The organism is Paenibacillus riograndensis SBR5 (genome assembly GCF_000981585.1).
Lineage (GTDB): Bacteria > Bacillota > Bacilli > Paenibacillales > Paenibacillaceae > Paenibacillus_AQ > Paenibacillus_AQ riograndensis.
Map to the genome: position 1 here is coordinate 7,869,579 of NZ_LN831776.1, position 26,622 is coordinate 7,896,200.

A 26,622-nucleotide genomic window follows, 5' to 3' on the forward strand; every position below is an offset into this window, starting at 1 on the left:
CTGTTCTACCATACTTCCCCGCAAAAAGGAACTCCCGCAGCCGAGTTTACACACTCTCCACAAACTCCTGAATGTCCTCCGCAATCAACGCCAGCGCATCACGCCAGAATTGTGGCGAATCCACATCGATATTCATCAGTCCTGCGGCATCCGCGATGGTATTTTTGCTGGTAGCTGCCAGAAAAGACCTGTAACGTTCTGCGAAATCTCCGCCCTGCTTCTTATACTGCGCATAGAGTCCCTTGGAGAACAGCAGCCCGAATGAATAGGGGAAGTTCAGAAATTCATTGCCTGCCATATAATATCCGGCTTTGCTGATCCACTGATAAGGATGGAAAGTCGCAGGGTCAACGCTGCCGCCATATGCAGCCACCATCGATTCATGCATCAGGTCATTCAGTTCATGGGCGGACAGAGGACCGGACTGTCTTCGTTCATACAGCCGGCTCTCAAACAGGTAACGGGCGTAGAAATCCACAATGTAATAACCCGCATCAGACAGACTACGTTCCCGAATAGCCAAGGCTTCGCTTTCAGCTGCCATGTTCAGCAGTTCCTCATGAATGAGGCTTTCGCAAAAAATCGACGCCGTCTCGGCAACGGGTACCGGATAATCCGTATTCACCATAGTCTCGCCAGCAAGGCAGCTGCTGTGGTAGGCATGCCCGATCTCGTGAGCCAGCACACTGACATCGATATAATTCCCCGTGAAGCTGGTGATGATCCGGCTTTCGCCAATCGGAAAAATATCGACGCACATCCCGAAATTGCCTTTACCTTCTCTTGGCTCGGCGTCAATCCAGCGCTGCCGGAATACCTTGCGGGCGAATTCGCCCAGCTCCGGGCTGAATGCGCTGAAGCCGGAGACAATCACATCCCCCGCTTCCGGGTAGGTGATTTTGGCTGAACTCTCTTCAGCTAACGGAGCAAAAACATCATAAAACGGCAGCGGTCCGGAATGACCGAGCAGCGCTGCTTTTTTCATATAATATTGATGGAAAAACGGCAGGCTCTCCTCTATGGCTTCCAACATTACCTCAAGCGTCTTCCGGTTCATTCTGGATGCCTTCAGCACTTTATGCAGCGGTGATGCATATCCTCTCAGCCCGTAGATTGCAAGCGCTTCTCCACTTACGGAATTCAGACAGGCGGCGCTCTGCTCCTCCACACTCCGGCATGCTTCGCGCTCAGCCTCATAGGCAGCCTTCCTTACCCCTGCGTCTCCGTCATAGGCCAGATTCTGCAATTCAGCCAGCGACAAACTCCGGGCTTGTCCCCCGATTTGTACGTCCATACGGAGCATGGATAGTGTCCGCATATACAGCCTCTCCCAGGCTTTGGAGCCGGTGCTCTGCATACGGGCAATGACCGACTCAGCCTCTTCGCCAAGCAAATGCTCTGACTGCCGCTGCAGCCCGTACAGATAGAACTCATGCCCGGCAAGATATGCGGACGAAGCTATTACCGCCTTTAGATCTGCTACACCTGCCAGCCATTTGCTGAAGCCTGCATGGGCCTCCCCGGCCGCCGCTGCGGCGTCCTCCAGCTCATCCATCCTGTTCATCGCTTCCGCATCGCTTCTGTCCAGGCTGAACCTTAGCTCCGCATAGCTGAATAGACAGTGGTAGACCCTTTTGTAGGCATTATATTGTTTTAAAAATTGCTCGATCGCTTGTGCCAATTCCTTCTCGTTCTGCGTTCGGTTCTGAAAGTGTCCTGCCGCCCATTCGATCAAACGCTCTGTATATTCTGTCAAAAGCCTTCGGTCCTGCCAGTATTTCTCCGACTGAAAAGACGGGTACAGGCTGTCCAGCTCCCACGTTAATTCCATATTTCTGATCTCTCCTCATCTGAGACTCCGGGATGGTGATCTTATCTTATTTCTCAGACAGAGCTCACATGCTTCCACCTCATCTTTGGTTATATATGTAATTACTCCATTGTATCACGCCTGTTATAAACAATTATATACGGCCGCAAGGAGCGAAGGTGAGATATGCTCCGTGAAAAAAGGCCCCCTCCACCCAAGCCGGGCGAATGGAGCCTCTCTAAAATGTGCAATATCCTTCTACTTCCCGTCCTGCTGTGCAAGGAACCCGGCCGGCCGGTCCAGCTCATATAGTCTGCGGTATCGGGCTTCACGCGCCAGCAGCTCAGCATGGGTGCCTCGCATCTCCACGGTCCCATTCTCCATAAAGATCACTTCGTCCATCTGCTCCGCACCCACCAGATGATGGGTTACCCAGATCAGCGTCTTATCCGCCATTGCGGTGAACATCGTGGCCAGCAGCTCGCGTTCTGTGCGCGGATCAAGGCCGACGGTAGGCTCATCCAGAACTACGGCAGGGGTATTCTGCAGCAGTATGCGGGCCAGGGCGATCCGCTGGCGTTCCCCGCCGGAGAACCGTTGTCCGGCCTCACGCACCGGTGTATCGTACCCTTCAGGCAGCGAGGAGATCAGGTCATCCAATTGAGCAAGCTTTCCCGCTTGCTTAACCTCTTCGTCCGAAGCATCCGGCTTGCCCAGCCGGATATTGTTCGCCACTGTTGTGTCGAACAGATGCGGGCTCTGGTTAAGGACGGCAATCAGCTTCGGAATGTCCTCCCCGTAGGCAGAAGCAGCGATGCCATTAATCACAGCAGACCCTACAGAAGGGGCAATCACTCCCTGGATCACCTTCAGCAGCGTGGACTTGCCCGCTCCGCTGCGGCCGATAATGGCAATCTTCCGTCCCTGCGGGATATCGAGATTCAGGTCCTGAATGGACCAGTCCTCCCCGGAGGCATAGCGGTATCCAGTGTTTTTCAACTGGATATGCACCTGCCGGGTTGACTGGATCTTCCCGGCAGCAGTCTTTGCAAGAGCTGCGGCCTCGGCTCCCGGCGTAGCCCCTTCTGCTTCTTCCACACCATTCAGCCGCTCCAGCGAATTACGGTACTGTGGAATCTTCTCTACCGCCTCCGAGACCGGAAGGAAGGCATCCGCCACCGGGAACACCACCAGCACGAACGCGGCAATCAGCGTTCCGGCGATGGCACCGCTCTGATACTCTCCGGCGGCCCAATAGATGATCGACACGACGGCGATCCCCACAACGGCCTGCCCGATAAACATCCGGGCGCGCGCCCATCTGCGGAGGGCTCCGTCTGTGCGGGCGACCAGTCTCTCGTCCGCTTCATAGCTGGCCACGAACTGACTCTGCCGTCCGCTGATGATCCAATCGCCCATGCCCAGCACGGCGTCAGTCAGCTTTTGATAGAGCCGGTTGCGCTCCTGCTTCACCATCCGCTGCCGCGACTGCGTGAGCAGCAGGGAGATCAGCGGGAGGACAATTACAAGCACCAGCATGTAGAGCCCCATCAGCAGCGCAAACGCCACATCGAACGTGCCCAGCGAAATGATGGCCGCAGCATAGATCAAAAGCGCGATAATACTCGGAAATACGGTACGCAGGTATACATTCTGCAAATATTCAATATCGTCAGCGAGCATACCGAGAATATCCCCGGTACGGAAGCGCGAAGACAGGAACAGCGCCTGCGGCTCGAGAATATTGTACAGCCGGATACGCATCTTCGAGAGAATCCGCAGAATCGTATCATGCGAGACCAGCCGTTCCACATAGTGGATCACCGCCCGGCTGGTCCCGAAGGTCCGCACGCCGACGATCGGTACATAGATCATCAGAATATTTTCCGGCGGTATGGAAGCCTTGGAGATCAGGAACCCCGAGGTGTACATCAGGGAAGAGGCGGAGAAAATAGTCAGCGCGCCCAAGACAATAATGAGGAGAAACCGCCAGAAATAAGAGTTGAAATAGGGAGCAAACCATCCTTCACGTTTCAATGGATTCCCTCCAATTGGCTTTGAATAAGCTCATAATAAGCACCCTTGCGGGCTACAAGCTCTTGATGTGTGCCGACCTCAGCCACTTGCCCCTGCTGCATGACGACAATGAGATCCATATCGATCATCCAGTGCAGCCGGTGAGTAGCCAGGAATACCAGCTTCCCCTCAAAAAGCGGCAGCATCGTTTCCTTCAGCTCGTACTCCGTCTCGATATCCAAATGAGCGGTCGGCTCATCCAGCAGCATGACCGGGCGGCTGCTCAGCAGGGCGCGGGCCAGCGCTACACGCTGCTCCTGCCCCCCGCTGAGCGAACGCCCGCCGCCGCCAATCCTTTCGTCCAATCCGTCGGGGAGTGCTGCCACCAGCTTGGATAAGCCCGCAGCAGCGACCACTCCGGCAACCGCTTCAGTGGTGGCTTCAGGATAATAAAAGCGCACATTATCTGCAAGCGTACCGCTGAAAATATAAGGGCGCTGCGGAATATAAGAGGTCTGCCGGCGCCATTCCTCATCTGTAAGCGCGGTGACCCTGTTGCCGTTCACCTCAATCGTGCCGGAGGTGGGATGCAGGAACCCGCCCAGAATATCCACCAGCGTAGACTTCCCGGCACCGCTCTCGCCAATGATTCCAATCTTGGCGTTCCCTCTAAACTCCAGATCCACACCGGAGAGTGAGGCGATTCCGTCTGCTTCATATTTTATGCCCACTTGATGAAGGGCCAGCACGCTATCCTTCTGCCAGGTGAATACAGCAGCTTTGACTTTGGCTGTATCTGTTGCTGCAGCCGCATCTCCAGCAGCATCCAGCAGCTTGGCTTCCACCGTTTCCCGGTCAATCATACTCTTCATCGCTTCTCCTGCTTCCTTGCCGTCAAGTGTAGCATGGAAGTCGGCACCAACCAGCCGCACCGGCAGGAAATATTCCGGGGCCAGGATCAGAATCGTCAGTCCGGTAACCAGAGTCATCTGTTCATTCACCAACCGGAGCCCCAGGCTTACGGCTACCGAAGCCACAGACAGCATCGTGAAGAAGTCCATGGCGAACGAAGAGAGAAAAGCCACGCGCAGCGTACGCATGGTCGCCGAACGGTAGCGGTCACTGACCGCGGCGATGCTCCCGCTGTGGCTGCGGCTGCGGCCGAGGAACTTCAGCGTTTCCAGACCGCGCAGCGAATCCACAAAGTGATTGGACAAGGTGCGGTACGATTTCAATTGACGGTCCATCTGCTTGCGGGCCGTCATCCCGATTAGAATCATAAAGACAATAATGATCGGCATCGTCAAGGTAAGAATAACACCGCTTGATGTATCCTGGGTGTAGACATACACCAGCAGCAGTGCCGGTGTAACCGCCATCCCCACCATCCGGGGGATAATCAGCTCCAGATAGGTCCGGAACTTCGTGACTCCTTCAAGCACAAGCGTGACCAGATCACCGGTTCCCCGGTTGCCTGCCAGCCTTGGCCCCAGCTGGAACAGCTTATCCATCATTTGTCTTCTCATGCTGCTGCCGGTTGCCTCCGCGAAGCGGTAAGATACACGGCTCATCAGCATGGCGCTGGCATGGCGCACCAGAAACGCAAGAAGGAACAAGAGCAATTTCGCCCCTTGTTCCTTCAGCGGTTCTCCCGCAAACAGCGCAGAGACCACTTCTGCCAGCGACTTGGCCAGCAGAAGAATGGACAGGCTTTGCACCAGGGTAAGGAAACCGACGATCAGAAAGACCGGCTTAACTCCTTTGTACCCAAGCAAATTTTTATCCATTAGTATTCAAGATGCTCCTTCTCGTGAACCCGTTTATGGAAGACGAAATAGCTCCAGATCTGATAACCCAGCACGAACGGCAGCAGCGACAGCGCTACAATCGTCATCACCTTCAGCGAATAATGGCCGGAAGCGGCGTTGGTAATCGTCAGGTTAAAGGCTTGGTCCAGCGAGCTGATCATCACCCGCGGGAACAGTCCGACAAAGACAGAAACTACCGACAAGGCCATAACTGCACCGGTCATTCCGAAGGCCAGCCCGTCTTTCTTCTTGCTCATGAAGAAGCCAGACAGTACATACGCGGCAATGCCGAGAATAACGATGACGAGCAGCAGCCCTCCGCGTTGTTCAAATACATCCGTCATATAATACGTCATAACCACAAAAGCAACCAGCAGCGCGGCCAGCGGGAACAACAGCTTCTGCGCCAGCTTGCGTGCACGTTCCTGCAAATCACCAACCGTACGAAGCGTAGTGAACATCAGGCCGTGTACGAGGCAGAGCATCACTACTGTAATACCAGCAACTACAGTGTAAACATTCACTACATCGAAGAATCCGGCATACATCTGCATATCCCCGTCGATCGGCAGCCCTTTGATGAAGCTGGCGAACACTACAGCAAGCAGGAACGGCGGCAGGAAGCTGCCTACAAAAATGCAGACATCCCAGGTTCTCTGCCAGGCCAGCGAATCCCTTTTGCCTCTGAATTCAAAAGCTACACCACGGGCAATCAGCGCCAGCAGCGCGAACACAAAAGGAATATAGAATCCGCTGAAAAGCGTAGCGTACCAGTGCGGAAAGGCGGCAAACATCGCCCCGGCGCCTGTAATCAGCCATACTTCGTTAGCATCCCAGAACGGCCCGATCGAGTTGATCAGCACCCGGCGCTCCGTATCATTCTTGGCCAGAATCTGGGTTTCCATCCCTACTCCGAAGTCAAAGCCTTCAAGGAAGAAGAAACCGACAAACAGCACGGCAATCAGCACAAACCATAATTCATTAAGAGAAAGCATGGGATCCCTCCTTGTTATACGGATCATGGGATTCGCCGTGATCGTTATCCATGGCGTAAGGACCTTTTTTGATTACCTTGATAAATAAGCCAACCAGCACTAAACCAAGGATTGCATAGATTGCTGTAAAAGAAATCACCGAGAACAGTACCTGTCCGCTCGTAATATTAGGCGATACACTATCCTCTGTGGTCATTAATCCAAATACCGTCCACGGCTGACGCCCCATCTCTGTCATAATCCAGCCCGACGTATTGGCAATCGGCGGAAGCAGCAGCCCCCAGAACATAAAGCGCATGAACCAGGTATTCGGACGTTCCATCTTCTTGCGCCACATCAGGTAAATGGCATATACCCCCAGCAAAATCATCAGCGAGCCTGCAGCAACCATGATCCGGAAACTCCAGAACGTCGTGCGGACCGGTGGAATATAATCACCAGGACCGTATGCCTGCTCATATTCAGCCTGCAGCGTATTCATGCCTTTAACAGATCCCGAAAACTTACTGTAGGAGAGAAAGCTCAGCATATATGGAATTTTCACTTCATGGGTGCTTATCTTATTATCAGGGTCAATATTTGCAATAACCGTCCAAGCCGCCGGGTCACCGCTGTCGTCCCACAGTCCTTCGGAAGCAGCCATCTTCATCGGTTGGGTCTCAACCAGATACTGTGCCTGAGCATGACCTGCAATGGCTACGCCAAATGAGGAAATGATGCCGACAATCGCAGCAATCTCAAACGATTTGCGGAAAAAGGAAACATCCTGCTTCTTCAGCAATTTATATGCACTAATTCCCGTTACCAGGAATGCCCCTGTCGCGTAAGCGGCCAGCACCGTATGGGGGAACTCGACCAGCAATTGTCCGTTCGTAACGAGTGCCCAGATATCATTCATTTCCGCCCGTCCATTATTGACAGCAAAACCTACCGGATGCTGCATAAACGAGTTAGCCAGCAGAATCCAGAAAGCCGACAGCATGGTTCCGAGCGCTACCAGCCAGATCGAGAGCAGGTGAACGCGTTTGGATACCTTATCCCAGCCAAAAATCCAGATTCCAATAAATGTAGACTCCAGAAAGAAAGCAAGCAGCGCTTCAATCGCCAGCGGAGCCCCAAAGACATCACCGACAAAACGCGAGTAATCCGACCAGTTCATCCCGAACTGAAACTCCTGCAAAATTCCTGTTACTACGCCCACAGCGAAGTTAATCAGGAAAAGCTTTCCCCAGAACTGCGCCATTCGTTTGTACTCATCATTGCCTTTTCTGACATACATCGTCTCCATAATTGCAATCAAGAGCGCGAGTCCAATTGATACCGGTACAAAGAAATAATGAAAAATTGTCGTCGACGCAAATTGTATACGCGACAGCATCACTGTATCCATATTTCTCCCCTTCCTTCTTCCCATTCGATATGTCTATTCTGTCAAAAATCCAAAGGGCAAAGTGTGATATTTATCACATTATACACCCTATTTGGGCTTAGAATTCAATAAATTTGTGACAAATATCACAATATTACCTCCAGAAAGCAAAAAAAATAAGACGGTTTAACCGTCTTGGATGTGTTCATTGTTCTATAGAAGTCTTGACTCATAAAGGCATTGGTCAGGTAATGGAAATACCCTTCTTCAGCGATTTCAGATCGCCATTGGAATTGAGCAGCTGCGGCAGCATCTTCATACTGCGCTCCATGGGGGAGTGACAGAGACGGCAAGAGGGCGCATGCTCGAATGCAAAATTATCCCTCATCCATCCATTACATCCATCGTTGGTACAGGCCCAAATTGCGGTATTTTCCTCCGGTACTTCCTCCAAAGGTTTCTTCCGGTAGTTCATTGCCGTTCCTCCCTTCCTTTATGTCACAAGCCAGAGAATCCAGACAAGTAGAAACGACATTGCCGTCCTTGATAGTAAGGACGGCAACCGTTTCACGGGTAATATAAGGACCTTTATTGCACAAGGCATATCATTCCTTATATTGTAAAAAAAGACCGTCCCAACTCTCACAAGCGGGGACGGTAGCTTCTATTATTACAGTTTTACAACGTTTTCGGCTTGTGGTCCACGGTTGCCTTGAACAACGTTGAATTCAACGCGTTGGCCTTCGTCCAAAGTTTTGAAGCCGTCGCCAGTAATAGCGCTGAAGTGAACGAATACGTCGCTTCCGCCTTCAACTTCGATGAAACCGAATCCTTTTTCTGCGTTGAACCATTTAACTGTACCTGTTTGCATGTGTGTTACCTCCACAAATTTAAATTAATATGTTCTTTTTATCTTCAAACAAAGAAAAAATTCACACATTGAAAAAGGTTGTACTCCACTTGACAGCCCTTTTCAATACGAGAATTAGGTATCAATTATATGATTAAGTTCATGTTACCACACCTCCATAACAAAGGCAAGCAGTCATATCCGAATATCTCCGTTTTTTCAGTTATTAGGTTAACTTTCCAATGTAAGGGCTGCCAGTGTACTAAATACATTTAATTATTGAATCTCTATGTTATCATTTACCCCATAATCACAGCTTAGAAACGGGTGCCGTCCTTAAAAAAATCTAAAATGATAAGGACGGCCTGACCGCTTCCTTTATGTGACTGCCTTTTTATTATATACTGCCCGACCGGCTTTTATTCCTCCGGCTTCTCAAGAAGTTTTACCGTGACCTGCTTCACTTCTCCATTACGGTAAAAGGTAATCTTGAGCTCATCCCCGATCTTGGTGTGATCATAGAGATACTTGCGCAAGGATAGCGTAGAGGTAATGGACTGGTTATCGAATTTCGTGATTACATCATTCAACTGTAAACCGGCAACCTTCGCTGGTCCAACCGCATCCAGTACAACGACTCCGTCCTTTACACTGTCCGGAAGGTTCAGCTCCTTGCGTTGATCCTCCGCCAGCGGCACATAAGGATTGTTCAGATCAACCGAATAGACACCTAAGTAGGAGCGGGCGATTTTGCCTTTGGCTGCCAGCTCATCCGCCGTTTCCATCACATGGTTGGCCGGAATTGCGAAACCTAGCCCTTCCACGCCAGTGTCGGATATCTTCATGGTATTGATACCGATCACCTTGCCATTCAGATCGACCAGCGCACCTCCGCTGTTGCCTTCGTTAATCGCAGCGTCAGTCTGAATGACCTCCTGCTCCCAGTCATATACACCATCCTGGTTCAAGGATACAGGAATCGTCCGCTCTGTATAACTGACGATACCTGAGGTCAGCGTATCCCCCAGCCCCAGGGGATTGCCGATGGCAATGACGGTCTCCCCCAGCCGGAGCTTGGAAGAATCACCGATTTGGGCAACCGTTTTAATGCCTTCCGCATCGATGGAGAGTACTGCAATATCGCTGACTTTATCCGCCCCAACAAGGGTTGCCTTGCGGGTCTCCCCGTTGACCGTAACCACTTCCAGCTTGCCGGCGCCTTCAATCACATGGTTGTTCGTAATGATAAATGCCTTGCCGTCGTCCTTCTTATAGATAACTCCCGACCCGAGTGCGGATTCATCGAGAATATTAAGTTCCTTGTTATCTTCCTTATGATTAATGATACTTACTACCGCAGGGCGTACAAGAGCGGCAGCCTGAATAATCCGGTCATAGGGATCACCGCTGCTCGCAGCAACCTTACCGATTACCGCCGGTGATTCGGCTTTTTCATGGGTCAGCTGTCCTGTCACCAGACTGAACAGAAGCACCGCCGTCACTGCACTGACTACAGAACAGATCATCGCTACCTGCCATGTAGCCAGCCCCCTCCGCGATCTGCGCGGCCATTTATGCCCGCCCGATCCGCTTGAGGCATCATGCATCCTGCTTCTGCGCCGTGATACTTTCGTGGAATAGAAATCATCATCAAACAGTCCCACCGTTACATCCTCTCCCCTCTATTGCTATTGCATTCAAGACTTGAACGCCAAGCAACCACGCCCGAGTTAACCTCATCTTCTCTTAGACTCCAGGAAGCGCTAAAAGGTTTCATCTTATTTATTCACCATATAAGTACAGGGGTAGAGCAACACATCTGTCTTCCGACTCTTGCAACCTAGCGATTTATTATTACTGTTTTTCAGGAATATTTTGCAGCCTAAAAGACTACAATAATAGAAGCGAGGGAGCTGAACACCTATCCCATTCTTACTATTTGATTGTATCACACACAGATGTCGTACCGTATTTTTTCTGACGTAAAATCCATGTAAATTATTTCATGCTTTGACCCGTTTACAGCTTAAGGAGGAGTACTAATGGAATCTTTTTCGGCCAGTATGGATCTGGTGCAATTTATCGGCAAGCTGGGCGATCTTAAAGATGAGCACTATCATCTCATTCTTGTCCAGAGCGCCATCATCGAGCTGCTGATTGACAAGGGCTTCTTCTCACGCCAGGAGCTGGAACGCAAGATTACGGATATGGATCAGCTTATGACTGACTCACCTTATCCCATGGCGTAGGCCGGTCATAGTAGGTGTCGCAGAGTCTGAACTCGCTGTCTTTGAAAAAACAGCCCCGGTCTTCCATCGCTCCGCGCACAGACATTTTGGCCAAGTCCATCATATTGTGGTCCCGGCTCAGGTGTGCCAGATACGTGCGTTTGGTCCGCCCTGTAAGGATTTCACTCAGCGCCGCACCAGCCGCCTCATTGGACAGATGGCCCAAATCGCCGAGAATCCGCCGCTTCGTGTTCCAGGGATAACGTCCCATCCGCAGCATCTCGATATCATGATTGGCTTCAAGTACAAGGACATCGGCATCCGAGATCGCCGTACGCACTTTGTCGCTCACATATCCCAGATCTGTCGCCACACACAGCTTCTCTTTGCCATCATAAAAGTTATACCCCACCGGCTCAGCCGCATCATGCGAGATCGCGAACGACTCTACCCGCAGACTGCCGAAATCCCTATACTGCCCCGTCTCCAGAACAACCCGGTTCTGCTCGGCAATATTGCCGATTCCCTTCTCAATCGCCCCCCAGGTGTTCGTGTTGGCATAGATCGGAAGATCATATTTGCGCGCCATCGCCCCGAGTCCCTTAATATGATCCGAATGCTCATGCGTAACCAGAATTCCATCGATATCCTGTCCGGTCAGCTCGCGCATGGCCAGCAGCTCGTCAATCCGCTTCGCGCTGAGGCCTGCGTCGATCATTAGTGTCGTTTCGCCGTTGCGCACCACCGTCACATTCCCGGTAGAACCGCTGGACAGCACTGTAAAAGATATTCCCATTTCTCTCCCCTGCTCCTTCTACTCTGTTGTCTTGGGACTGATAATGTCCGCACTTATGGCATCTACGTAGTAGGCATTGCCATTCTCCAGCATGAACCGCCACATGGGCGAAGCTACCTGGCTCTCGGAATTGAACAGTTCCCCGTAATATCCGAGCTCAATTTCCTTCACCACTGAATTTTCCGGAAAATATTTCTCAATCAGACTGCTGAGCGCCTGGGAGGCCGGAAGCACCTTCTGCACATTATCACTGCTGCCGGCTCCAATCTCAATCTTCGGCCAGCGGTAGGCGATTATTTTTTGATCACTGTTAATCAGCTCCAGCCTAACCCTGAACAGCGACCACTTCTTGTCTACCAGCGGATGAAGCACGAACTTGCCGACCTCGCTTTCCTGTGAATCGAAGCGGTAATTGGCGATGTCCGGGATCTGTCCCTGCAATGCAGTGCTAAGCTCGGTGAATGAGGAATAGATCAGCTTGCTGTCTACCGGCTCCTTAAGCTCAACGGGCGGTTCGTTCTGCTCCTCACCAGAATAATGGTACGTAATGTCCGGCAGCTGCGGTGTGGCGGCCGGGATGGGACACAGAACCCGGATGTCTTTCTGTTCCATGACAGCTTGCGTGTCCTGGGACAAGGAGGTGAAATCAAGGTTGGCGCTGGCCTGATCCCGCAGATCAATCCAGAGCTGGTAGCACAGCAGCAGATTCAGCACCAGAAAGGCGTATATCAGCACATTTTTTGCTCTTCCCCAGTCCATACCTTGTCCTCCTCAAATGTTTTTGTTAGCTGCACGCTTAATTCAGCGTGAGCACAGTGCCGTCGTTAAGCGTGACCCGCCATACCGGAATCAGCCGAAGCTTCTCTCCCTGTACTTCGGGGACATAGGCTGGGGTAAGCTCCTTCACCACTGATGCCTGACTGAGCCGCGCTAACTGGTTCTCCAGCCTTTCTCCAAACGACAGGTCCACAATTCTCTTAACCGCTTTGGTCTCATCTACAAACATTAGCGAACGCTCATAAGAGGATACAGTTCCCTGCTGCAGTTCCAGATTAATTACCCCGTACTGCAGCTGCGGCTGGCTGATAATCGGATATGAGCCATAAGGTGAAGAGCCATAGAACTGCTGAAAGGAGACTTTGCGCTCCTGCCTGCCTTCTTCCGTTGCCGCCAGCCGGTAGGTTCCATTCCAGCCCCCGTGCTCATTGACAAAATCAACGGCCTCCAGCGCATCCTTGGCCGGTGTGCTCTCTCCGGCTGGAAGAGCAGCCGGATCGCTGTAGCTCATCCAGTTCTGCTCTTGGTCCACCTGGAGACTGCGTTTGCTGTCCGTATAAATCTCAGAGCCGTCTTTTTCCGGAATATATCGGGTACTTCCCGCATCAAAAAAAAGATTGCTCTGCATCTGCTGAATGGTATACATGCCCAGCGGCATTTCAACTTCAACCATGGATACCTTCGCTGCCGGCACATAATAATCACCGTTCACAGCCTTATAATTCGTCAGGTCGCTGCCGAAGTCCACATGCTGCTGCACATCCTGCACTGTGAGATCGGCCTTGGCCGCTTCATACACGATATCGCCCCGGGTACTGAAGAAGACAGCATGCGCTTTGGAATCATTCTTGATATTGTAAATCCAAATCCGGTCAATGCTCTCCCCTTCAAACAGCGAATCCGGCGACAGCTGCATTACACGCTGCAGCAGGGTTACGGGAATGCCTGAACCGAACGACAGCTCGATGCCCGGATTTTCATTCCGGATTTTGTTCCAGTCGAAGTCCTGCACCGACCGCCGTTGGAAGCTCTCAAAGCCCCGGCCTTTCAGGCGGTTGAGAATCAGATTATAGAAGGTAGTATTGGGATAGAAAAGCGTATGCTTGCTCTGCCCCATATGAATAATCATTTTGTCGGGATATAGCAGGTTCTCTACCTTTTCCTCCGGCCCCATATTGTCAGTCTTTACATACAAATTCTCTGACATGACCGCAGAATCACTGCCCGGCAGCCGGTAAATCAGATAATAGCTCTCTACAAGGCTTCCAAATACGAGCAGTGTAAGAATCCAGGATTTTACTTTTTCTTTCATGACGCACTCCCCCCTTCCTGCTTCAAAGGCAAGGTAAAGATAACGAGTGAGCCCTCATTCAATTCGGATTGGAGGGATATGGAGCCGCCATGCGCTTTGACAATTTCCCGGGCAATGGACAACCCGAGGCCTGTGCCCCCCATATTGCGGGAGCGGGCTTTGTCCACCCGGTAAAACCGCTCAAAGATCCGTTCGATATCCTTCTTGGGAATACCTATACCGGAATCCCGGACGGATATCGCCAGCATTCCCTCTTCATTCTTCAAGGCTTCCAATTGAATCATCCCGCCTTCCGGCGTATACTTCAGCGCATTGGAAACAAGATTGCCCAGTACCTGGTCGATTTGATCCCGGTCAAGCCAGGCACTCGCCACATCCTCACGGACTCTGGTACTGATATGAATCCGCTTCTGGCGGATTTGAAAGGAGAAGCGGTCGGCCACATCCTCCAGCATTTCGGAGATATCCGTCTGCTGAATGCGCAGGCTGGATTCCTTCGAATCCAGGCGTGAGAGATGCAGCAGATCTGTCACAAGACGGATCATGCGCTCTGTTTCATTGCGGATGACGCCAACGAACCGCACAGCAAGCTGCGGATCTTCAAGTGCGCCGTCATCCAGGGCTTCAGCATAGCTTTTGATGGTCGTCAGCGGCGTCCGCAACTCATGGGACACATTCGCCACGAACTCGCGGCGGGACTCTTCCAGATTTTCCTGCTCAGTAACATCCTGCAGAACCGCAATCGTCCCCGCAATCCCTCCGCCTTCCCGGCGGTGAATCGGCGTGAAGGTCACCCGCACAATGTTAGGATCCTCTCCGCCCATTGGGGACAGATGAAGCATGGCTGACTGGGCATTGCCCTGGGCAAGCGAGCCGGACTGCTCATGATCCAGGCCCAGCAGCTCATCCAAGGGAGCGCCTTCGGGAAGCGGACCCTCCGAACCCAGCATATGTGCTGCCCGGGTGTTCATCAGAATCACTCCGCCGCTCTCATCGGTGGCAACAACGCCGTCACTCATATTGGCAAGGATGGAGGCCAGCTTCTCCTTTTCCTCTTCATTCTGGGACAGGGCATCCCGCAGTCTGCCTGTCATATAATTAAAGGCCTGGCTTAGCTGGCCAATCTCGTCGTTGCCGAACACCGGCATCTTGCGGTTATAGCGTCCTTCCGCCACAGCGGTGGCATGACGGGTCATTTCCTTGATCGGATGGGTGATCGTATGCGCCAGAATAACACCAAGAACGGCTGTCAGCGCCAGCGCCAGCAGCAGCCCGGAGAGAAATACACTGTTGATCCGGCTGATGGTGGCATACAGATCCTTCATATCGGCAGCAATATAAATCGCCCCAACCACCTTGTCACCGGATAGCACCGGCTTGGCGACTACCTTCTTGCGCACATTATCATCCGCGATAATATATTCCTCGTTGTCGCTGATTCCCTGCAGGGCACGGCTGACTACCGTCTGTGTATTGCGCTGGCCCACATAGTCATTTTGCGAAGGCACCGAAGTGGTGATAATCTTGCCGCTTGCATCCAGCACCTGAATTTCGGCACCATTGATATACAGATTGTTGACCATTCCGCGCAGACTCTCCACAGCGGTCTCTTCATCTGCCGTTCCGGCTTCGCTGCCGAACTTATCGGCGGTCAGAATGGACAGCATCTCCGCCCGTGCCTTCAGATCCTTGGTGAAATTATCGGTTAGTGAATTCTTCATCGAGCTGACAAAATACACACCGATCAGCTGCATGGCAATCAGAATCAGCAGCACATAAATAATAATAAGCTTGGCCTGTATCGTCCGGAAAAAGGACAGTCCCTTCATCACAGCCCTCCGCTTTTGGGGCTATGCATCAAATAACCAAGTCCGCGCCGGGTAAAAATATACTCCGGTTTGCTGGGATTCTCCTCAATCTTCTCTCTCAGACGGCGAATCGTCACATCGACGGTCCGCACATCCCCGAAATACTCGAAGCCCCATACGGCCTGCAGCAAATGCTCCCGGGTCATTACCTTGCCGGCGTGGCGGATCATATAATAGAGCAGCTCATACTCGCGGTGTGTCAGATCGAGCGGTTCGCCCTCCTTGTAGACCATATACATATCGGTATCCACAAAAAGGCCGAAATGATGTATCCCCTGCTTGCTTTCCAGCGGTTCACTGAGAGCTTCCGAGGGAGCCGGCTTATGCTGGCGCCGCATTTGGGCTTTGACTCTGGCCAGCAGCTCCCGCGTGCTGAACGGCTTGGTCACATAATCATCTGCGCCAAGCTCCAGTCCCAGTACTTTGTCTATCTCCCCGTCTTTGGCGGTAAGCATAATAATCGGGATATCCAGATGCGCTGAACGCACCTCACGGCAGACATCCATGCCGTCCTTGCCGGGAAGCATGAGATCGAGCAGCATCAGATCGGGCCGTTTGGACAATGCCAGCTCTACTGCACTGTTGCCGTCAAAGGCGCAGATCACCTCATAGCCCTCTTTTTCCAAATTGAATTTCAATATATCAGCAATAGGCTGTTCATCGTCTACTACCAGAATCGTCCCCATCTGCATATGCTCCGCTTCACCTTTCTAACCAAACTTATCATTGATGCTCCTATTTTAACATACCTGTCCTGGCGTCACACCCTACGATAAGCAATCTTGCCCTGGCGTGAAACATATAAACGCTTGAATTTTTAAAAGCCGCCCGAAATCGGACGGCCCTGAGCTTAAGATATGAATTATTGCAGATACTTCATAGGATTGATCGCGGTCCCGTTCTTGCGGATTTCAAAATGCAGATGTGTTCCGGTTGAACGTCCGGTGCTGCCCATGATTCCGATGGGTGAACCCTGCTCAAGCCGCTGTCCCTGAGAGACTGAAATTCTGCTAAGATGTCCATAATACGTGATATAACCGTTATGATGATCCACAATAACCACGTTGCCATACCCGTTTTGAACGCCAGCGAAGCTGACCGTCCCAGCATCGGCTGCTTTGATTGTACGGTTGCCGGATACCAGATCGACGCCCTTATGTACGCGGCCCCAACGTTCGCCGTAGCTACTGGAAATCGTCGCCCCGCTAACGGGCCAGGCGAACATCCCTGTACCTTCTCCGACCACCTTCGTTCCACGGTACACCACTTCCGGCAGTGATGCTTGCACCACGGTCTGCCCCAGCCATTCTTCCTTGACGACCTGTCCATTTTCTTTGGTCAAGCGGTATTGCATGGTTTTGAGACCGGTCTGTCCGGGACGGACCACTTTGCTCTTGCCGGCGGTGAGCTGATCGCTCGTGCGGACAATCACTTCCGGCTCGGTCACCACCTGTTCCGCCACCTGCTCTACGGTAACAACCGTAAGGGGGGGCTGTGGTACCGTCAATTGCAGAGTATCCCCAATTTGCAGTGTCAGTTCTTTAACCGTAGGATTGTTCTTGAAAATCTCAGCCTGTGTCGTATCGTACAGCTTGGCGATTCCCGAGATCGTATCGCCTTCCTGGACCGTATACGTCAACGGCTCTTCTTTTCCCTCTGTAAGCGCCTTGACCGCTTCATCTACACTTAAAACCTTGTTCGGATCGGCTTTGACCGGCACAATGGACACTTTCTCCCGGATCGCCGCGGATTCTATGGTGTCAGCGCCTGTATTCGATGCCTTGGCCGAACTTGCAGCCGCCGTTTTCTTGAGCCGGGCTCCTGTGGATGCTTCAGCTTGCGGCAGATAGTGCTCCTTCACACCTTTTAATACCGCCGCTGCAGTCTCCTGGTCCTTTACGGTTCCAAGCACCTCACCGTCTACCGTTAATTGGACGCCTACAGCATAAGCTTTGAGCATACCGTCCAGCTTATCCAGTGTTTTACGGCTGTCAATCTGGGGTTTAAAAGCTCTTTCCGCTTCTGTTGTAATCCCGTCCGTTTGCAGTACCATCACCGACTCGGGATACTTTACTTGGTATTCCTTCCGCTTCTGTTCAAACAGCTGATCGAGCTCAGTCTCCTGGCTAATTTTGCCGATTTCCTCGCCCTTCACCAGAACCTTGTAATAAGTTACCGTATTGGCGGTCACATATCTTTTTTCGGCTCCGACCAGAAAGGCACCCAGCAGCACCAGACCAGCGGAGGCCGCAATCCAGGAGCGCCGTAATCTCCGGGGTTTGGTTTCTTGATGAAAGACATCAGTATCGCTAGCGGCATCGCTGCCCTGTTGACTTGCTGCACCGGGTTCTACGGAACGCGCGTCCTCGTTTCGCAGCTTCCCCACCTGGCGCATGAACTTAAATCCCTTCATGAAACTCTCCCTTTCAGTCCGCCCATTCCCACTGCAAAGAGCGGTCAAGCTTTGTTTTACGTCCCCTTTTATATATGCTGGAGCATTTATTTTTCTATTTGCGTTAGTGTGAATAATCAAGTTGTAAGGCACATGAAAAAGGTTACAAAAAATTAACCCTTTGTAGTCCTTTTTTACTGTACCACAGCCGGGAGAAATATTTCAACTTTACACACACGACAAAACCCGCCAATTTAGCGGGTTTTTCCCAAAAGTATGACGATTAAACAGCGTGCCCGTGTCCAAAAAGTGACAGTTTTAATTTTGCGAAGGGCCAGCAGTTTCCGGTGTAAGCATTTTCATTAGGGTATCGTATTCTTCTTGATCTACGTACTTCGCTATGACCTGCTGCAGATCCTTGACTTCACTCTCCGTCAGGCCATCCTCCATTGCCTTGGATATTTTTTGCATTTCCTCCTGCGGCAGCTTTGCCATTAAAATATTGAAAATATTGGTTTTTTCATCGGCGGGCAAATTATTCTTCAAGTCCTTCATCGCCTCTGGTGTCATTACCAATTTCTGATCAAGGGCACTTCCGCTCTGCTCCTCATTAATGGACGCTTCCCCCATCACAGGCAGAGCATCCTCAGGGGCATCTTCCTCCCCTGCTTTCTTGCCGCTGCCGTTTACATCGCTGCTGACGGTACCGTCCGCCCCGCTTGTATCCTTCTCTTGATCACGGGGGGCTGTAACTTTCTGCTCCTCTGTTTGGTCTGAGGCAGGCTTTGAGTTCATCCCAGTCAGACTTTTCATGAATCCGCCGATACCCGGCTCTGGCCCGTCCAGCTTGATATCAAAGCTTGCCAGTACGGATTGAATATACGTATTGACGACAAAGGCTGTGGTCAAAATGGATAGCGCACTCGCCAGCACCATAATCAGGCAGACGGCAAGCGCATGTTTTACGATTTTCATCTTCATCTCTCCCTTGCTTCTTCTGTTCATTGCCAATCTCCGGAGAATCAGGCCTTTGGTTCTTCTATTCTTCCAGTATTGACTAGAACAGAGACTGGGAAACGTCTGGGCGGATAAAGAGACTGTCTGAATAACATAACCAAAACGGCTGTGCGTCCTCTCACGGGACAGCGCAGCCGTCTTGGTTCTAGCGTTACCGGGAGAACGACTCCCCATGAATTCTACGGCAACTTTTTAAGTGGAAAAAGGTTAACTAATTTGCCGAAGTACCCTATCCTCGGGCAGATGAAGTGGAAAAAGGGACACTAATTCAGCCCATTTCGCCATTGGACCAGAAATGTGGCCCAATTAGTTTTACTTTTTCCACTTAAATCTCAGAATTTCTTGATTTTCGGAAAAATAAGTTCCCTTTTTCCAACTAGCACCTGCGAGGAAGCCGGTGAAGACGGATCGCTCTATTCCTTCGCGATTGATCCGCAGCCGTTACGGACAGGAGAGCCTTTATGGAGAGAAGATTCGGCTATTCCGCAGGACTAACGGACAGAGATGCCTTTATTTCTCCCTTTCCCCTTTATTCCAGGCTCCATCGAACGTTATAACGGCTCCTGAGTCCGTAACTACTGAAAAAGTAAGATTTTTGGCAAAATAAGGGCTCCTCTGTCCGCTGCAGTCCGCGGATGGAGCCCTATCCTCCTGCATCGCGGATATTCCTGTGAGGCTTCCAAGATATCCACATTTTTTCACACTGTATTACAGTTAAAGGGGAAGTCAGTTTCCCCAAAACATAAAAATATATTTTGAAAAAGGAGCCTCAACTGAGGCCCCTCAAAGGATAAAACGGATATTCAAGCTTAGATATAGATCGGCAGTACTTGATTAGTCTGCTCGCGGTTACGGCCTACGGAGAAAATTGAGATCGGGATGCCAGTAAGCTCCGATACCCTCTCCACATATTTCCGTGTATTTACCGGCAGGTCTGCCAGCGTCTTCGCCGTAGTGATATCCTCACTCCAGCCTGGAAGCTCCTCGTAGACGGCTTCGCATTCCGCCAGCATTTTCAGCGAGGCCGGATAGTGAGTGATAACTTCCCCACGGTATTTATAGCCTGTGCAGATCTTCACGGTTTCCAAGCCGCTGAGAACGTCCAGCGAGTTCAGGGACAAACCGGTGATTCCGCTGACACGGCGGGCATGGCGCACCACTACGCTGTCAAACCAGCCTACGCGGCGGGCGCGCCCAGTGATTGTACCGTACTCATGTCCGGTCTCACGGATATAGTCGCCGATAGAATCATTCAGTTCCGTAGGGAACGGGCCATCGCCAACACGGGTAGTATAGGACTTGGCGACACCGATAACCTGTTGAATCTTGGACGGACCTACGCCGGAACCGATGCAGACCCCGCCTGCAGATGGATTGGATGAAGTCACGAACGGATACGTTCCTTGGTCGATATCAAGCATTACACCTTGCGCACCTTCGAACAGCACTTTGGAATTGGCATCAATAGCATCGTTTAGCACAACAGACGTATCCGTAACATAGCTGCGGAGAACTTCTGCATATTCGAGGTATTTGGTCAGAACCTCTTCTACATCCAGCGCTTCAGCTCCGTATACCTGAGTAATCACCTGGTTCTTTTCTTTCATTAAGTGGCGCAGTCTCAGCTCGAATTCCTCTGCATCCATCAGATCAGAAATACGGATACCGTTGCGGGCGGCCTTATCCATGTAAGCCGGGCCAATCCCTTTTCGGGTAGTCCCAATCTTGTTCGGGCCTTTGCGGTCCTCTTCCAGTGCATCCAGCAGCATATGATAAGGCATGATGACATGGGCACGGTCACTAATCACCAGATTCTTGGTGTCAAAGCCATTCTCATGAATATAATTAATTTCTTGAATCAGAGCCTCAGGGTTGATAACCATTCCGTTGCCGATGACACAAGTTTTCTCTTTGTAAAATACGCCTGATGGAATCAAGCTCAGCTTGAATTTCTTCCCGTCAATCAGAATCGTGTGACCGGCATTGTTACCCCCTTGATACCGGGCGACCACATCTGCGCTCTCTGCCAGAAAATCCGTGATCTTGCCTTTGCCTTCGTCTCCCCATTGTGTTCCCACGACGACTACCGTTGACATGTTCATTCCTCCGTAGGTGCTCGCTTTAGCACCATTATTTTTCATAATATGGGCTCTGTACGTGCTTCTTATGTACGCAGCCCTCCGGACGCCCAGCGGTTTAACCCGCTAAAGCACAATAATCAGTGTAACAGCGGGACTTTTTAAAGTCAAATAAAAACGAACGATCCCACAAGGAAATGTGTGATCGTTCGGATATTGTGCGAAAACTGCCTAACCTGCAAACGGTTCGTTATGAGCACGCTCGTAGTTGACGAACTTGTTGAAATTTTTCAGAAACACAAGCTCTACGGTGCCCACGGGACCATTACGCTGTTTGGCAATAATAATTTCGATGATATTTTTCTTCTCGGTATCCTGGTTATAATAATCGTCACGGTATAAGAAGGCCACGATATCGGCATCCTGCTCGATCGAACCGGATTCACGAAGGTCACTCATCATCGGACGTTTATCCTGACGCTGTTCTACCCCACGGCTGAGCTGGGACAGGGCAATGACCGGAACATCGAGCTCACGGGCAATCTGCTTCAAGGTACGGGAGATTTCCGATACTTCCTGCTGGCGGTTCTCGCCGGCCTTGCCGCGCCCTTGAATGAGCTGCAAATAGTCGATAACGATCATGCCGAGGCCCTTTTCCTTCTTCAGTCTGCGGCATTTGGCCCGGATATCCGTAACCGTAACACCGGGAGTATCATCAATATAGATTTCTGATTCGGATAACGACTGAATGCCCATCGTCAGCTTCGACCAGTCATCATCGCTTTTGAAGTCACCGGTACGCATAATATTGGCATCCAGATTGGCTTCAGCGCAGATCATACGCTGTACCAGCTGCGGCGCCGACATTTCCAGGCTAAAGATAGCTACAGTCTCTTTGGCCCGCACCGCTACATTCTGGGCAATATTCAGCGCAAACGCTGTTTTTCCTACAGAAGGCCGGGCAGCCACAATAATCAGATCATTGCGCTGAAAGCCGTTGGTCATATGATCGAGATCCACAAAGCCGGTAGGGATCCCTGAAGTGCCGCCCTTATTCTGATGAAGCAATTCTACACGGTCAAACACCTGCATGAGTACATCACGGATCGCAATAAACCCGCTGCCGCTGCGCCGGTTGGAGATTTCCAGAATCCGCCGCTCGGCATCGCTCAGCATATTAGCTACATCTTCCCCGCCGGTATAACCTTCGCTGACAATCTGAGTTGCTGTACGGATGAGACGGCGCAGCATCGCCTTCTCTTCAATGATCTGGGCATAATAATCGACGTTGGCCGCAGTCGGTACCGCATGTGCCAGCTTCGCCAGATAGCTCACTCCGCCGATATCCTCAAGCTGTCCCTTGTCCTGCAGTCTGGACGTCAGTGTAACCAGGTCAATCGGCTGGCTCTCTTCTCCGAGCTGCACCATCGCTTCAAATATCATCTGATGCGGTTTATCGTAGAAGTCTTCGGTATTCACCCGCTCCATCGCGGTAATCAGCGCTTCATCCTGCAGGAGCACAGCACCGATTACGGCCTGCTCCGCCTCCAGGTTCTGCGGGGGAATCCGATCGAAAAAGAGATCTCCACCCATCTTACTCCTCCGTTACCTGAACCGTGAGGTTAGCCTTTACTTCAGTATGCAGCTTCACCGTTACCTGAAATGTGCCCACATGGCGGATTGGATCACTCAGTTCGATTTTGCGTTTGTCAATGGTAATGCCGTGGGCAGCTGTCAGCGTTTCACCGATCTGTTTGCTGGTAATGGCACCGAACAGCCGGCCGCCTTCGCCTGCTTTGGCCTTCAGCGTCAGCGTCAGTTCATCAAGCTTCTTCCCCAGCTGAACAGCTTCCTCTTTCTCCTGATCCTTGCGGCGCTTTTCTGCAGCCGCCTGATTCTCCAGCGTCTTTACGTTGCCTTCAGTAGCCGGGCGAACCAAACCCCGCGGCAGCAGGAAGTTGGATGCATAGCCCTCTGATACCTCTTTAACCTGTCCTTTTTTTCCTTGACCCTTAACATCTTTTATGAAAATGACCTTCATTCGAACAGCCCCTCTTTCGCTTCAATTTCGGCCAGCACTGCAAGCAGTCTGGCTTCTGCTTCCTTGCTTGTTCCTTCAAGCTGTACGGCAGCATTGGACAAGTGGCCGCCGCCCCCCAGCTTTTCCATAACAACCTGCACGTTCATCCGTCCCAGCGACCGGGCGCTGATGCCAATAAGGCCGTCAGGCCGCTCGCTGATGACAAATGAAGCCACCACGTTCGTCATGCCCAGCAGTGTATCCGCCGTCTGGGCAATCAGCAGCTGCGGAATCTTCATCCCCGGCTCCGTCACAACCAGCGCTATATGATCATACACCATCCGGGCATGTTTGATAATTTCCGCTTTGGAAATATACTCTTGCAGATCCTCCTTCAGCATCCGCTGAATCAGAATCGTATCCGCCCCGACCCGGCGCAGAAACCCTGCGGCTTCAAAGGTTCTGGAGCCGGTGTGGAGCGCAAAATGCTTGGTGTCCACTGTAATTCCGGCGAGCAGCATCGTAGCTTCCAGCGGACTGAGCTTGATCTTGTCATGAATGTACTGCAGCAGCTCTGTTACCAGTTCGCAGGTAGACGAGGCATAAGGCTCCAGGTAGACCAGCACAGCATCATTTATGAATTCCTCACCTCTGCGGTGATGGTCAACGACAACAATGCGGCTGGCATACTGCACCAGGCGCGGCTCCATTGTCATGGATGCCTTATGGGTATCCACCACAATCAGCAGGGTGTGCTCCGTCATGACCTGAAGAGCTTGTTCCGTAGAAATAAAGGACTTGTTCAGCCCCTCATCCCGGCGGATCTGCTCCATCATCCGGGTGATGGACGGATTCGGTGTCTCCATCACAATGTTAGCTTCCACATTGTACATCTGAGCCGCCTTCAGCAGACCGATTGAAGCCCCTACCGCATCGATATCAGGCGTCCGGTGGCCCATGATCAGCACGCGGTCGCTTTCCTGCATCAGATCGCGCAGGGCATGCGCAATCACACGGGCCCGCACTCTCGTGCGCTTCTCCGCTGCATTGCTCTTGCCGCCATAGAAGGACAGCCGCTGGCCTGCCTTCACGGCCGCCTGGTCTCCGCCCCGGCCGAGGGCCATATCCAGGCTTGACTGTGCCAGCGCCCCGAGCTCACTGGCAGACTCCGAACCATAGGCGAGTCCGATGGACAGCGTCATCGGCACCTTGAGATCTGCGGTCATTTCCCGCACCTCATCCAGAATCACGAACCGGCTTTCTTCGAGCGCCTGCAGGCTGCGGTGATTGAGCAGCATGAGATACCGCTCCGAAGACAGCCGGCGCAGGTACACTTCAAACTGCTTGCTCCACTCCGTAATCTCGCTGGCCACCTTGGCGATCAGGGACGTGCGCTGCTGATCGTCCATGCCTTGGGCCGCTTCATCGAGATTATCCATCATCACAATGCCGATTGCGAGCCTTTCCTCCTCATAGCGTTCGCGCAGCACTACAAGCTCAGTGATATCATACAGATACAGCAGGCGCTCACTGGGGATGATTACCACCTGGTAATGGCTTTCATCCACTGCTATTTCCTTCCGGATCTCCTTCAGTGCATTTTCTTTGGAAGCTTCCCGTTTGGCCGGTACATGTCCAGCCGCGGAAGGCATAACGTCAGGCAGCAGTTCCTCAATTTCTTCTCCAACCAAAGACTTCCGTGAAAAAATATCACCAGCGCTGCGGTTGTTCCATTCCACCTTACGGTCCTCACTGTACAGGATAATGCCCAGCGGAAGCATACTGACCGCTTCACCCTCAACCCGCTTAATTCGAAAGGATAGCCCATTGATATATTCCACCAGATTCCGCCGGAACGAGAGCTCTGCCTGCAGCATGGAGAAGCAGAGGGTCCCGGCCAGAAACAGACTGGCGACACCAATAACCCAGTTATAGAAACTGACTACTATAATTAGCAGCAGCAGCAGCATAAACGCCCATACGGTATGATAGCCGTGCCAGCGTCTTTGCAGAAATTTTGGCATGAGCTCTCACCCTATCGTTTCGATTTCGTCACAAGCTCGCGCAGCGGGAACGCCAGGTCGACTATACCGATAATCCACAGCCCCGGCATCAAAATTACGGGGATTGCCAGCAGGAGCGCCACAACCTTGCTCCATTTCCGCTCATAGACCAGGAAGAACAGGAACCCGATGGTCTGAATGATAAAAGCAATCCTTAGCAGCGGCAGCAGATTATCCGATATCATCGGCATGAATCCGCTGTCTGCCCCCCCAAACACGAGGCTGAGCACGACACCCAGCAGATAATACCAGATGAACGATCTCGGCAGTCTCCACTCACGGGCCGGCTTCATTCGCGGAACGGCATATTCCATGCTGTTCAGAATCGGACGGACAATGGAGTGCGTGATCACAGCTATCATAAACGAGCTGATGATCAGTGTCATTGGAATGATCTGGACAGTCATATGGCTAATTGTACTTACGTCCTCCGAGGAGAGCTTCAATTCGGACATCAGCGGATTGCCGGCCCCCAGCTCCGATAGCGGTGAATTCACCATTTGCAGCACATCATTCACATAGGTGGTGAGGTCAAAATTGAACAATGCTGTCCCGAGCAGCAGCAGCAGCAGGAATTCGCCAAGGATGGTAATCATTCCGGCAAGCAGAGTGGACATCGCTGAAGAGCGTTTCTTATACCACCGTCCCATCACCAAGGCGGGGATTAAGAAATAGACCGCTATTAAGACATAGACGGGTGTGATCAGACCGACAATCAGCAATACAGGCAGAATATGAATAATAAACTGCTTTGTATTCAGAGTAGTGAACAATACTACTGCCGGTATAATCATAAATAGTGTAGTGATAATGAGCAGTGGGGTTGATAACGAGAGCAGCAACAGAAGATACGCTATGCTCCATGCCACCGATGTCCAACGAAATTTCAACAGTATTCACCTCTTACGCATATGATCTTCTAATGCAGATATATCCTGGTACCACTCTTCCAGTTGATGCCCTTCCTGCCTGTGCTTTCTAAGCTTCTCCATCAGAAGATCGTCAAGCTCGCGATACGGGATGCCCAGTCTGCGTCCCAGAATGTAGGAGCTCATGATCAGGCTGGCCAGACTGTCTCCTACACGCGCGGTGCTGCCTTCCCAGAGCGCTTTAAACAACCGTGAGACTTGATCAATTACTTCAGTCTTCAACCATTCAATTACTTTGGCGCGTTTCGCCACATCCAGGTCCTTCGGCACATTGGGCACAGTCTCTCTACCTCC

22 protein-coding genes are annotated in these 26,622 nt (G+C 51.6%); 1 reads left to right on the plus strand and 21 read right to left on the minus strand.

Translation table 11 applies throughout. The features are described from left to right. Positions 1-46 precede the first annotated feature (46 nt). The 8 genes from PRIO_RS33345 to PRIO_RS33380 form a co-directional block, all read right to left on the minus strand. Positions 47-1,831, minus strand: coding sequence for a M3 family oligoendopeptidase (locus tag PRIO_RS33345; RefSeq protein WP_020425957.1), 1,785 nt, complete (start codon positions 1,829-1,831; stop codon positions 47-49). A 237-nt stretch (positions 1,832-2,068) separates the two neighbouring features. Continuing rightward, entirely contained in the window at positions 2,069-3,847 is a 1,779-nt protein-coding gene (cydC, locus tag PRIO_RS33350) for a thiol reductant ABC exporter subunit CydC (protein WP_020425958.1), read from the minus strand. Further along, positions 3,844-5,613 (minus strand): thiol reductant ABC exporter subunit CydD, encoded by a 1,770-nt coding sequence (cydD, locus tag PRIO_RS33355; RefSeq protein ID WP_020425959.1) that lies wholly within the window; start codon positions 5,611-5,613, stop codon positions 3,844-3,846. Before cydD ends, cydC begins: the two co-directional genes overlap by 4 nt. Further along, positions 5,613-6,629 (minus strand): cytochrome d ubiquinol oxidase subunit II, encoded by a 1,017-nt coding sequence (gene cydB, locus PRIO_RS33360; RefSeq protein WP_020425960.1) that lies wholly within the window; start codon positions 6,627-6,629, stop codon positions 5,613-5,615. Before cydB ends, cydD begins: the two co-directional genes overlap by 1 nt. Continuing rightward, positions 6,616-8,019 (minus strand): cytochrome ubiquinol oxidase subunit I, encoded by a 1,404-nt coding sequence (locus PRIO_RS33365; protein WP_020425961.1) that lies wholly within the window; start codon positions 8,017-8,019, stop codon positions 6,616-6,618. The genes cydB and PRIO_RS33365 overlap by 14 nt, the downstream gene beginning before the upstream one ends. A 223-nt stretch (positions 8,020-8,242) precedes the next feature. Continuing rightward, entirely contained in the window at positions 8,243-8,473 is a 231-nt protein-coding gene (locus PRIO_RS33370; RefSeq protein WP_020425962.1) for a cold-shock protein, read from the minus strand. 195 nt (positions 8,474-8,668) lie between these two features. Further along, complete coding sequence (locus PRIO_RS33375; protein WP_019914582.1) at positions 8,669-8,869, minus strand: cold-shock protein; 201 nt, start codon at positions 8,867-8,869, stop codon at positions 8,669-8,671. A gap of 398 nt (positions 8,870-9,267) precedes the next feature. Beyond that, on the minus strand, positions 9,268-10,512 hold the full coding sequence (locus PRIO_RS33380; protein ID WP_020425963.1) for a S1C family serine protease: 1,245 nt from the start codon (positions 10,510-10,512) through the stop codon (positions 9,268-9,270). A gap of 378 nt (positions 10,513-10,890) precedes the next feature. Between PRIO_RS33380 and PRIO_RS33385 the strand changes: the two genes are divergently transcribed. Beyond that, on the plus strand, positions 10,891-11,097 hold the full coding sequence (locus PRIO_RS33385; RefSeq protein WP_020425964.1) for a hypothetical protein: 207 nt from the start codon (positions 10,891-10,893) through the stop codon (positions 11,095-11,097). Here the strand turns inward: PRIO_RS33385 and PRIO_RS33390 are convergent. From PRIO_RS33390 to PRIO_RS33450, 13 genes are all read right to left on the minus strand, one after another. Beyond that, on the minus strand, positions 11,066-11,872 hold the full coding sequence (locus PRIO_RS33390) for an MBL fold metallo-hydrolase (protein ID WP_020425965.1): 807 nt from the start codon (positions 11,870-11,872) through the stop codon (positions 11,066-11,068). The genes PRIO_RS33385 and PRIO_RS33390 overlap by 32 nt on opposite strands. Positions 11,873-11,890: 18 nt before the next feature. After that, positions 11,891-12,631, minus strand: coding sequence for a two-component system regulatory protein YycI (gene yycI, locus PRIO_RS33395; RefSeq protein WP_020425966.1), 741 nt, complete (start codon positions 12,629-12,631; stop codon positions 11,891-11,893). A 37-nt stretch (positions 12,632-12,668) separates the two neighbouring features. Then, positions 12,669-13,961 (minus strand): YycH family regulatory protein, encoded by a 1,293-nt coding sequence (locus PRIO_RS33400; RefSeq protein WP_020425967.1) that lies wholly within the window; start codon positions 13,959-13,961, stop codon positions 12,669-12,671. Then, entirely contained in the window at positions 13,958-15,790 is a 1,833-nt protein-coding gene (gene walK, locus PRIO_RS33405; RefSeq protein WP_020425968.1) for a cell wall metabolism sensor histidine kinase WalK, read from the minus strand. Before walK ends, PRIO_RS33400 begins: the two co-directional genes overlap by 4 nt. Next, complete coding sequence (gene yycF / locus PRIO_RS33410; protein WP_020425969.1) at positions 15,790-16,521, minus strand: response regulator YycF; 732 nt, start codon at positions 16,519-16,521, stop codon at positions 15,790-15,792. The genes walK and yycF overlap by 1 nt, the downstream gene beginning before the upstream one ends. Positions 16,522-16,691: 170 nt before the next feature. Then, positions 16,692-18,242: a M23 family metallopeptidase gene (locus PRIO_RS33415; RefSeq protein WP_020425970.1), complete on the minus strand. Its 1,551-nt coding sequence runs from the start codon at positions 18,240-18,242 to the stop codon at positions 16,692-16,694. Between the two features lie 297 nt (positions 18,243-18,539). Next, entirely contained in the window at positions 18,540-19,196 is a 657-nt protein-coding gene (locus PRIO_RS33420; RefSeq protein WP_039785323.1) for a hypothetical protein, read from the minus strand. Positions 19,197-20,047: 851 nt separating this feature from the next. After that, positions 20,048-21,334 (minus strand): adenylosuccinate synthase, encoded by a 1,287-nt coding sequence (locus PRIO_RS33425; RefSeq protein ID WP_020426900.1) that lies wholly within the window; start codon positions 21,332-21,334, stop codon positions 20,048-20,050. Between the two features lie 213 nt (positions 21,335-21,547). Next, positions 21,548-22,909: a replicative DNA helicase gene (gene dnaB, locus PRIO_RS33430; protein ID WP_020426899.1), complete on the minus strand. Its 1,362-nt coding sequence runs from the start codon at positions 22,907-22,909 to the stop codon at positions 21,548-21,550. 1 nt (position 22,910) lies between these two features. Then, positions 22,911-23,357 (minus strand): 50S ribosomal protein L9, encoded by a 447-nt coding sequence (gene rplI / locus PRIO_RS33435; protein WP_020426898.1) that lies wholly within the window; start codon positions 23,355-23,357, stop codon positions 22,911-22,913. Continuing rightward, on the minus strand, positions 23,354-25,360 hold the full coding sequence (locus tag PRIO_RS33440; RefSeq protein ID WP_046506211.1) for a DHH family phosphoesterase: 2,007 nt from the start codon (positions 25,358-25,360) through the stop codon (positions 23,354-23,356). The genes rplI and PRIO_RS33440 overlap by 4 nt, the downstream gene beginning before the upstream one ends. Positions 25,361-25,371: 11 nt before the next feature. Next, on the minus strand, positions 25,372-26,268 hold the full coding sequence (locus PRIO_RS33445; protein ID WP_231869797.1) for a DUF2232 domain-containing protein: 897 nt from the start codon (positions 26,266-26,268) through the stop codon (positions 25,372-25,374). Positions 26,269-26,295: 27 nt separating this feature from the next. Beyond that, a complete protein-coding gene (locus PRIO_RS33450; protein WP_197545483.1) occupies positions 26,296-26,598 on the minus strand; it encodes a MazG-like family protein in 303 nt (100 codons plus the stop codon). Between the last annotated feature and the right edge of the window lie 24 nt (positions 26,599-26,622).

Excerpts from the sequence above, each read along its gene's own strand:
- PRIO_RS33345 (WP_020425957.1), bottom strand. The coding sequence starts at position 1,831 with ATGGAATTAACGTGGGAGCTGGACAGCCTGTACCCGTCTTTTCAGTCG.
- cydD (WP_020425959.1), bottom strand. The coding sequence starts at position 5,613 with ATGGATAAAAATTTGCTTGGGTACAAAGGAGTTAAGCCGGTCTTTCTG.
- cydB (WP_020425960.1), bottom strand. The coding sequence starts at position 6,629 with ATGCTTTCTCTTAATGAATTATGGTTTGTGCTGATTGCCGTGCTGTTT.
- PRIO_RS33365 (WP_020425961.1), bottom strand. The coding sequence starts at position 8,019 with ATGGATACAGTGATGCTGTCGCGTATACAATTTGCGTCGACGACAATT.
- PRIO_RS33370 (WP_020425962.1), bottom strand. The coding sequence starts at position 8,473 with ATGAACTACCGGAAGAAACCTTTGGAGGAAGTACCGGAGGAAAATACC.
- PRIO_RS33375 (WP_019914582.1), bottom strand. The coding sequence starts at position 8,869 with ATGCAAACAGGTACAGTTAAATGGTTCAACGCAGAAAAAGGATTCGGT.
- PRIO_RS33385 (WP_020425964.1), top strand. The coding sequence starts at position 10,891 with ATGGAATCTTTTTCGGCCAGTATGGATCTGGTGCAATTTATCGGCAAG.
- PRIO_RS33390 (WP_020425965.1), bottom strand. The coding sequence starts at position 11,872 with ATGGGAATATCTTTTACAGTGCTGTCCAGCGGTTCTACCGGGAATGTG.
- yycI (WP_020425966.1), bottom strand. The coding sequence starts at position 12,631 with ATGGACTGGGGAAGAGCAAAAAATGTGCTGATATACGCCTTTCTGGTG.
- PRIO_RS33400 (WP_020425967.1), bottom strand. The coding sequence starts at position 13,961 with ATGAAAGAAAAAGTAAAATCCTGGATTCTTACACTGCTCGTATTTGGA.
- walK (WP_020425968.1), bottom strand. The coding sequence starts at position 15,790 with ATGAAGGGACTGTCCTTTTTCCGGACGATACAGGCCAAGCTTATTATT.
- yycF (WP_020425969.1), bottom strand. The coding sequence starts at position 16,521 with ATGCAGATGGGGACGATTCTGGTAGTAGACGATGAACAGCCTATTGCT.
- PRIO_RS33415 (WP_020425970.1), bottom strand. The coding sequence starts at position 18,242 with ATGAAGGGATTTAAGTTCATGCGCCAGGTGGGGAAGCTGCGAAACGAG.
- PRIO_RS33420 (WP_039785323.1), bottom strand. The coding sequence starts at position 19,196 with ATGAAAATCGTAAAACATGCGCTTGCCGTCTGCCTGATTATGGTGCTG.
- PRIO_RS33425 (WP_020426900.1), bottom strand. The coding sequence starts at position 21,334 with ATGTCAACGGTAGTCGTCGTGGGAACACAATGGGGAGACGAAGGCAAA.
- dnaB (WP_020426899.1), bottom strand. The coding sequence starts at position 22,909 with ATGGGTGGAGATCTCTTTTTCGATCGGATTCCCCCGCAGAACCTGGAG.
- rplI (WP_020426898.1), bottom strand. The coding sequence starts at position 23,357 with ATGAAGGTCATTTTCATAAAAGATGTTAAGGGTCAAGGAAAAAAAGGA.
- PRIO_RS33440 (WP_046506211.1), bottom strand. The coding sequence starts at position 25,360 with ATGCCAAAATTTCTGCAAAGACGCTGGCACGGCTATCATACCGTATGG.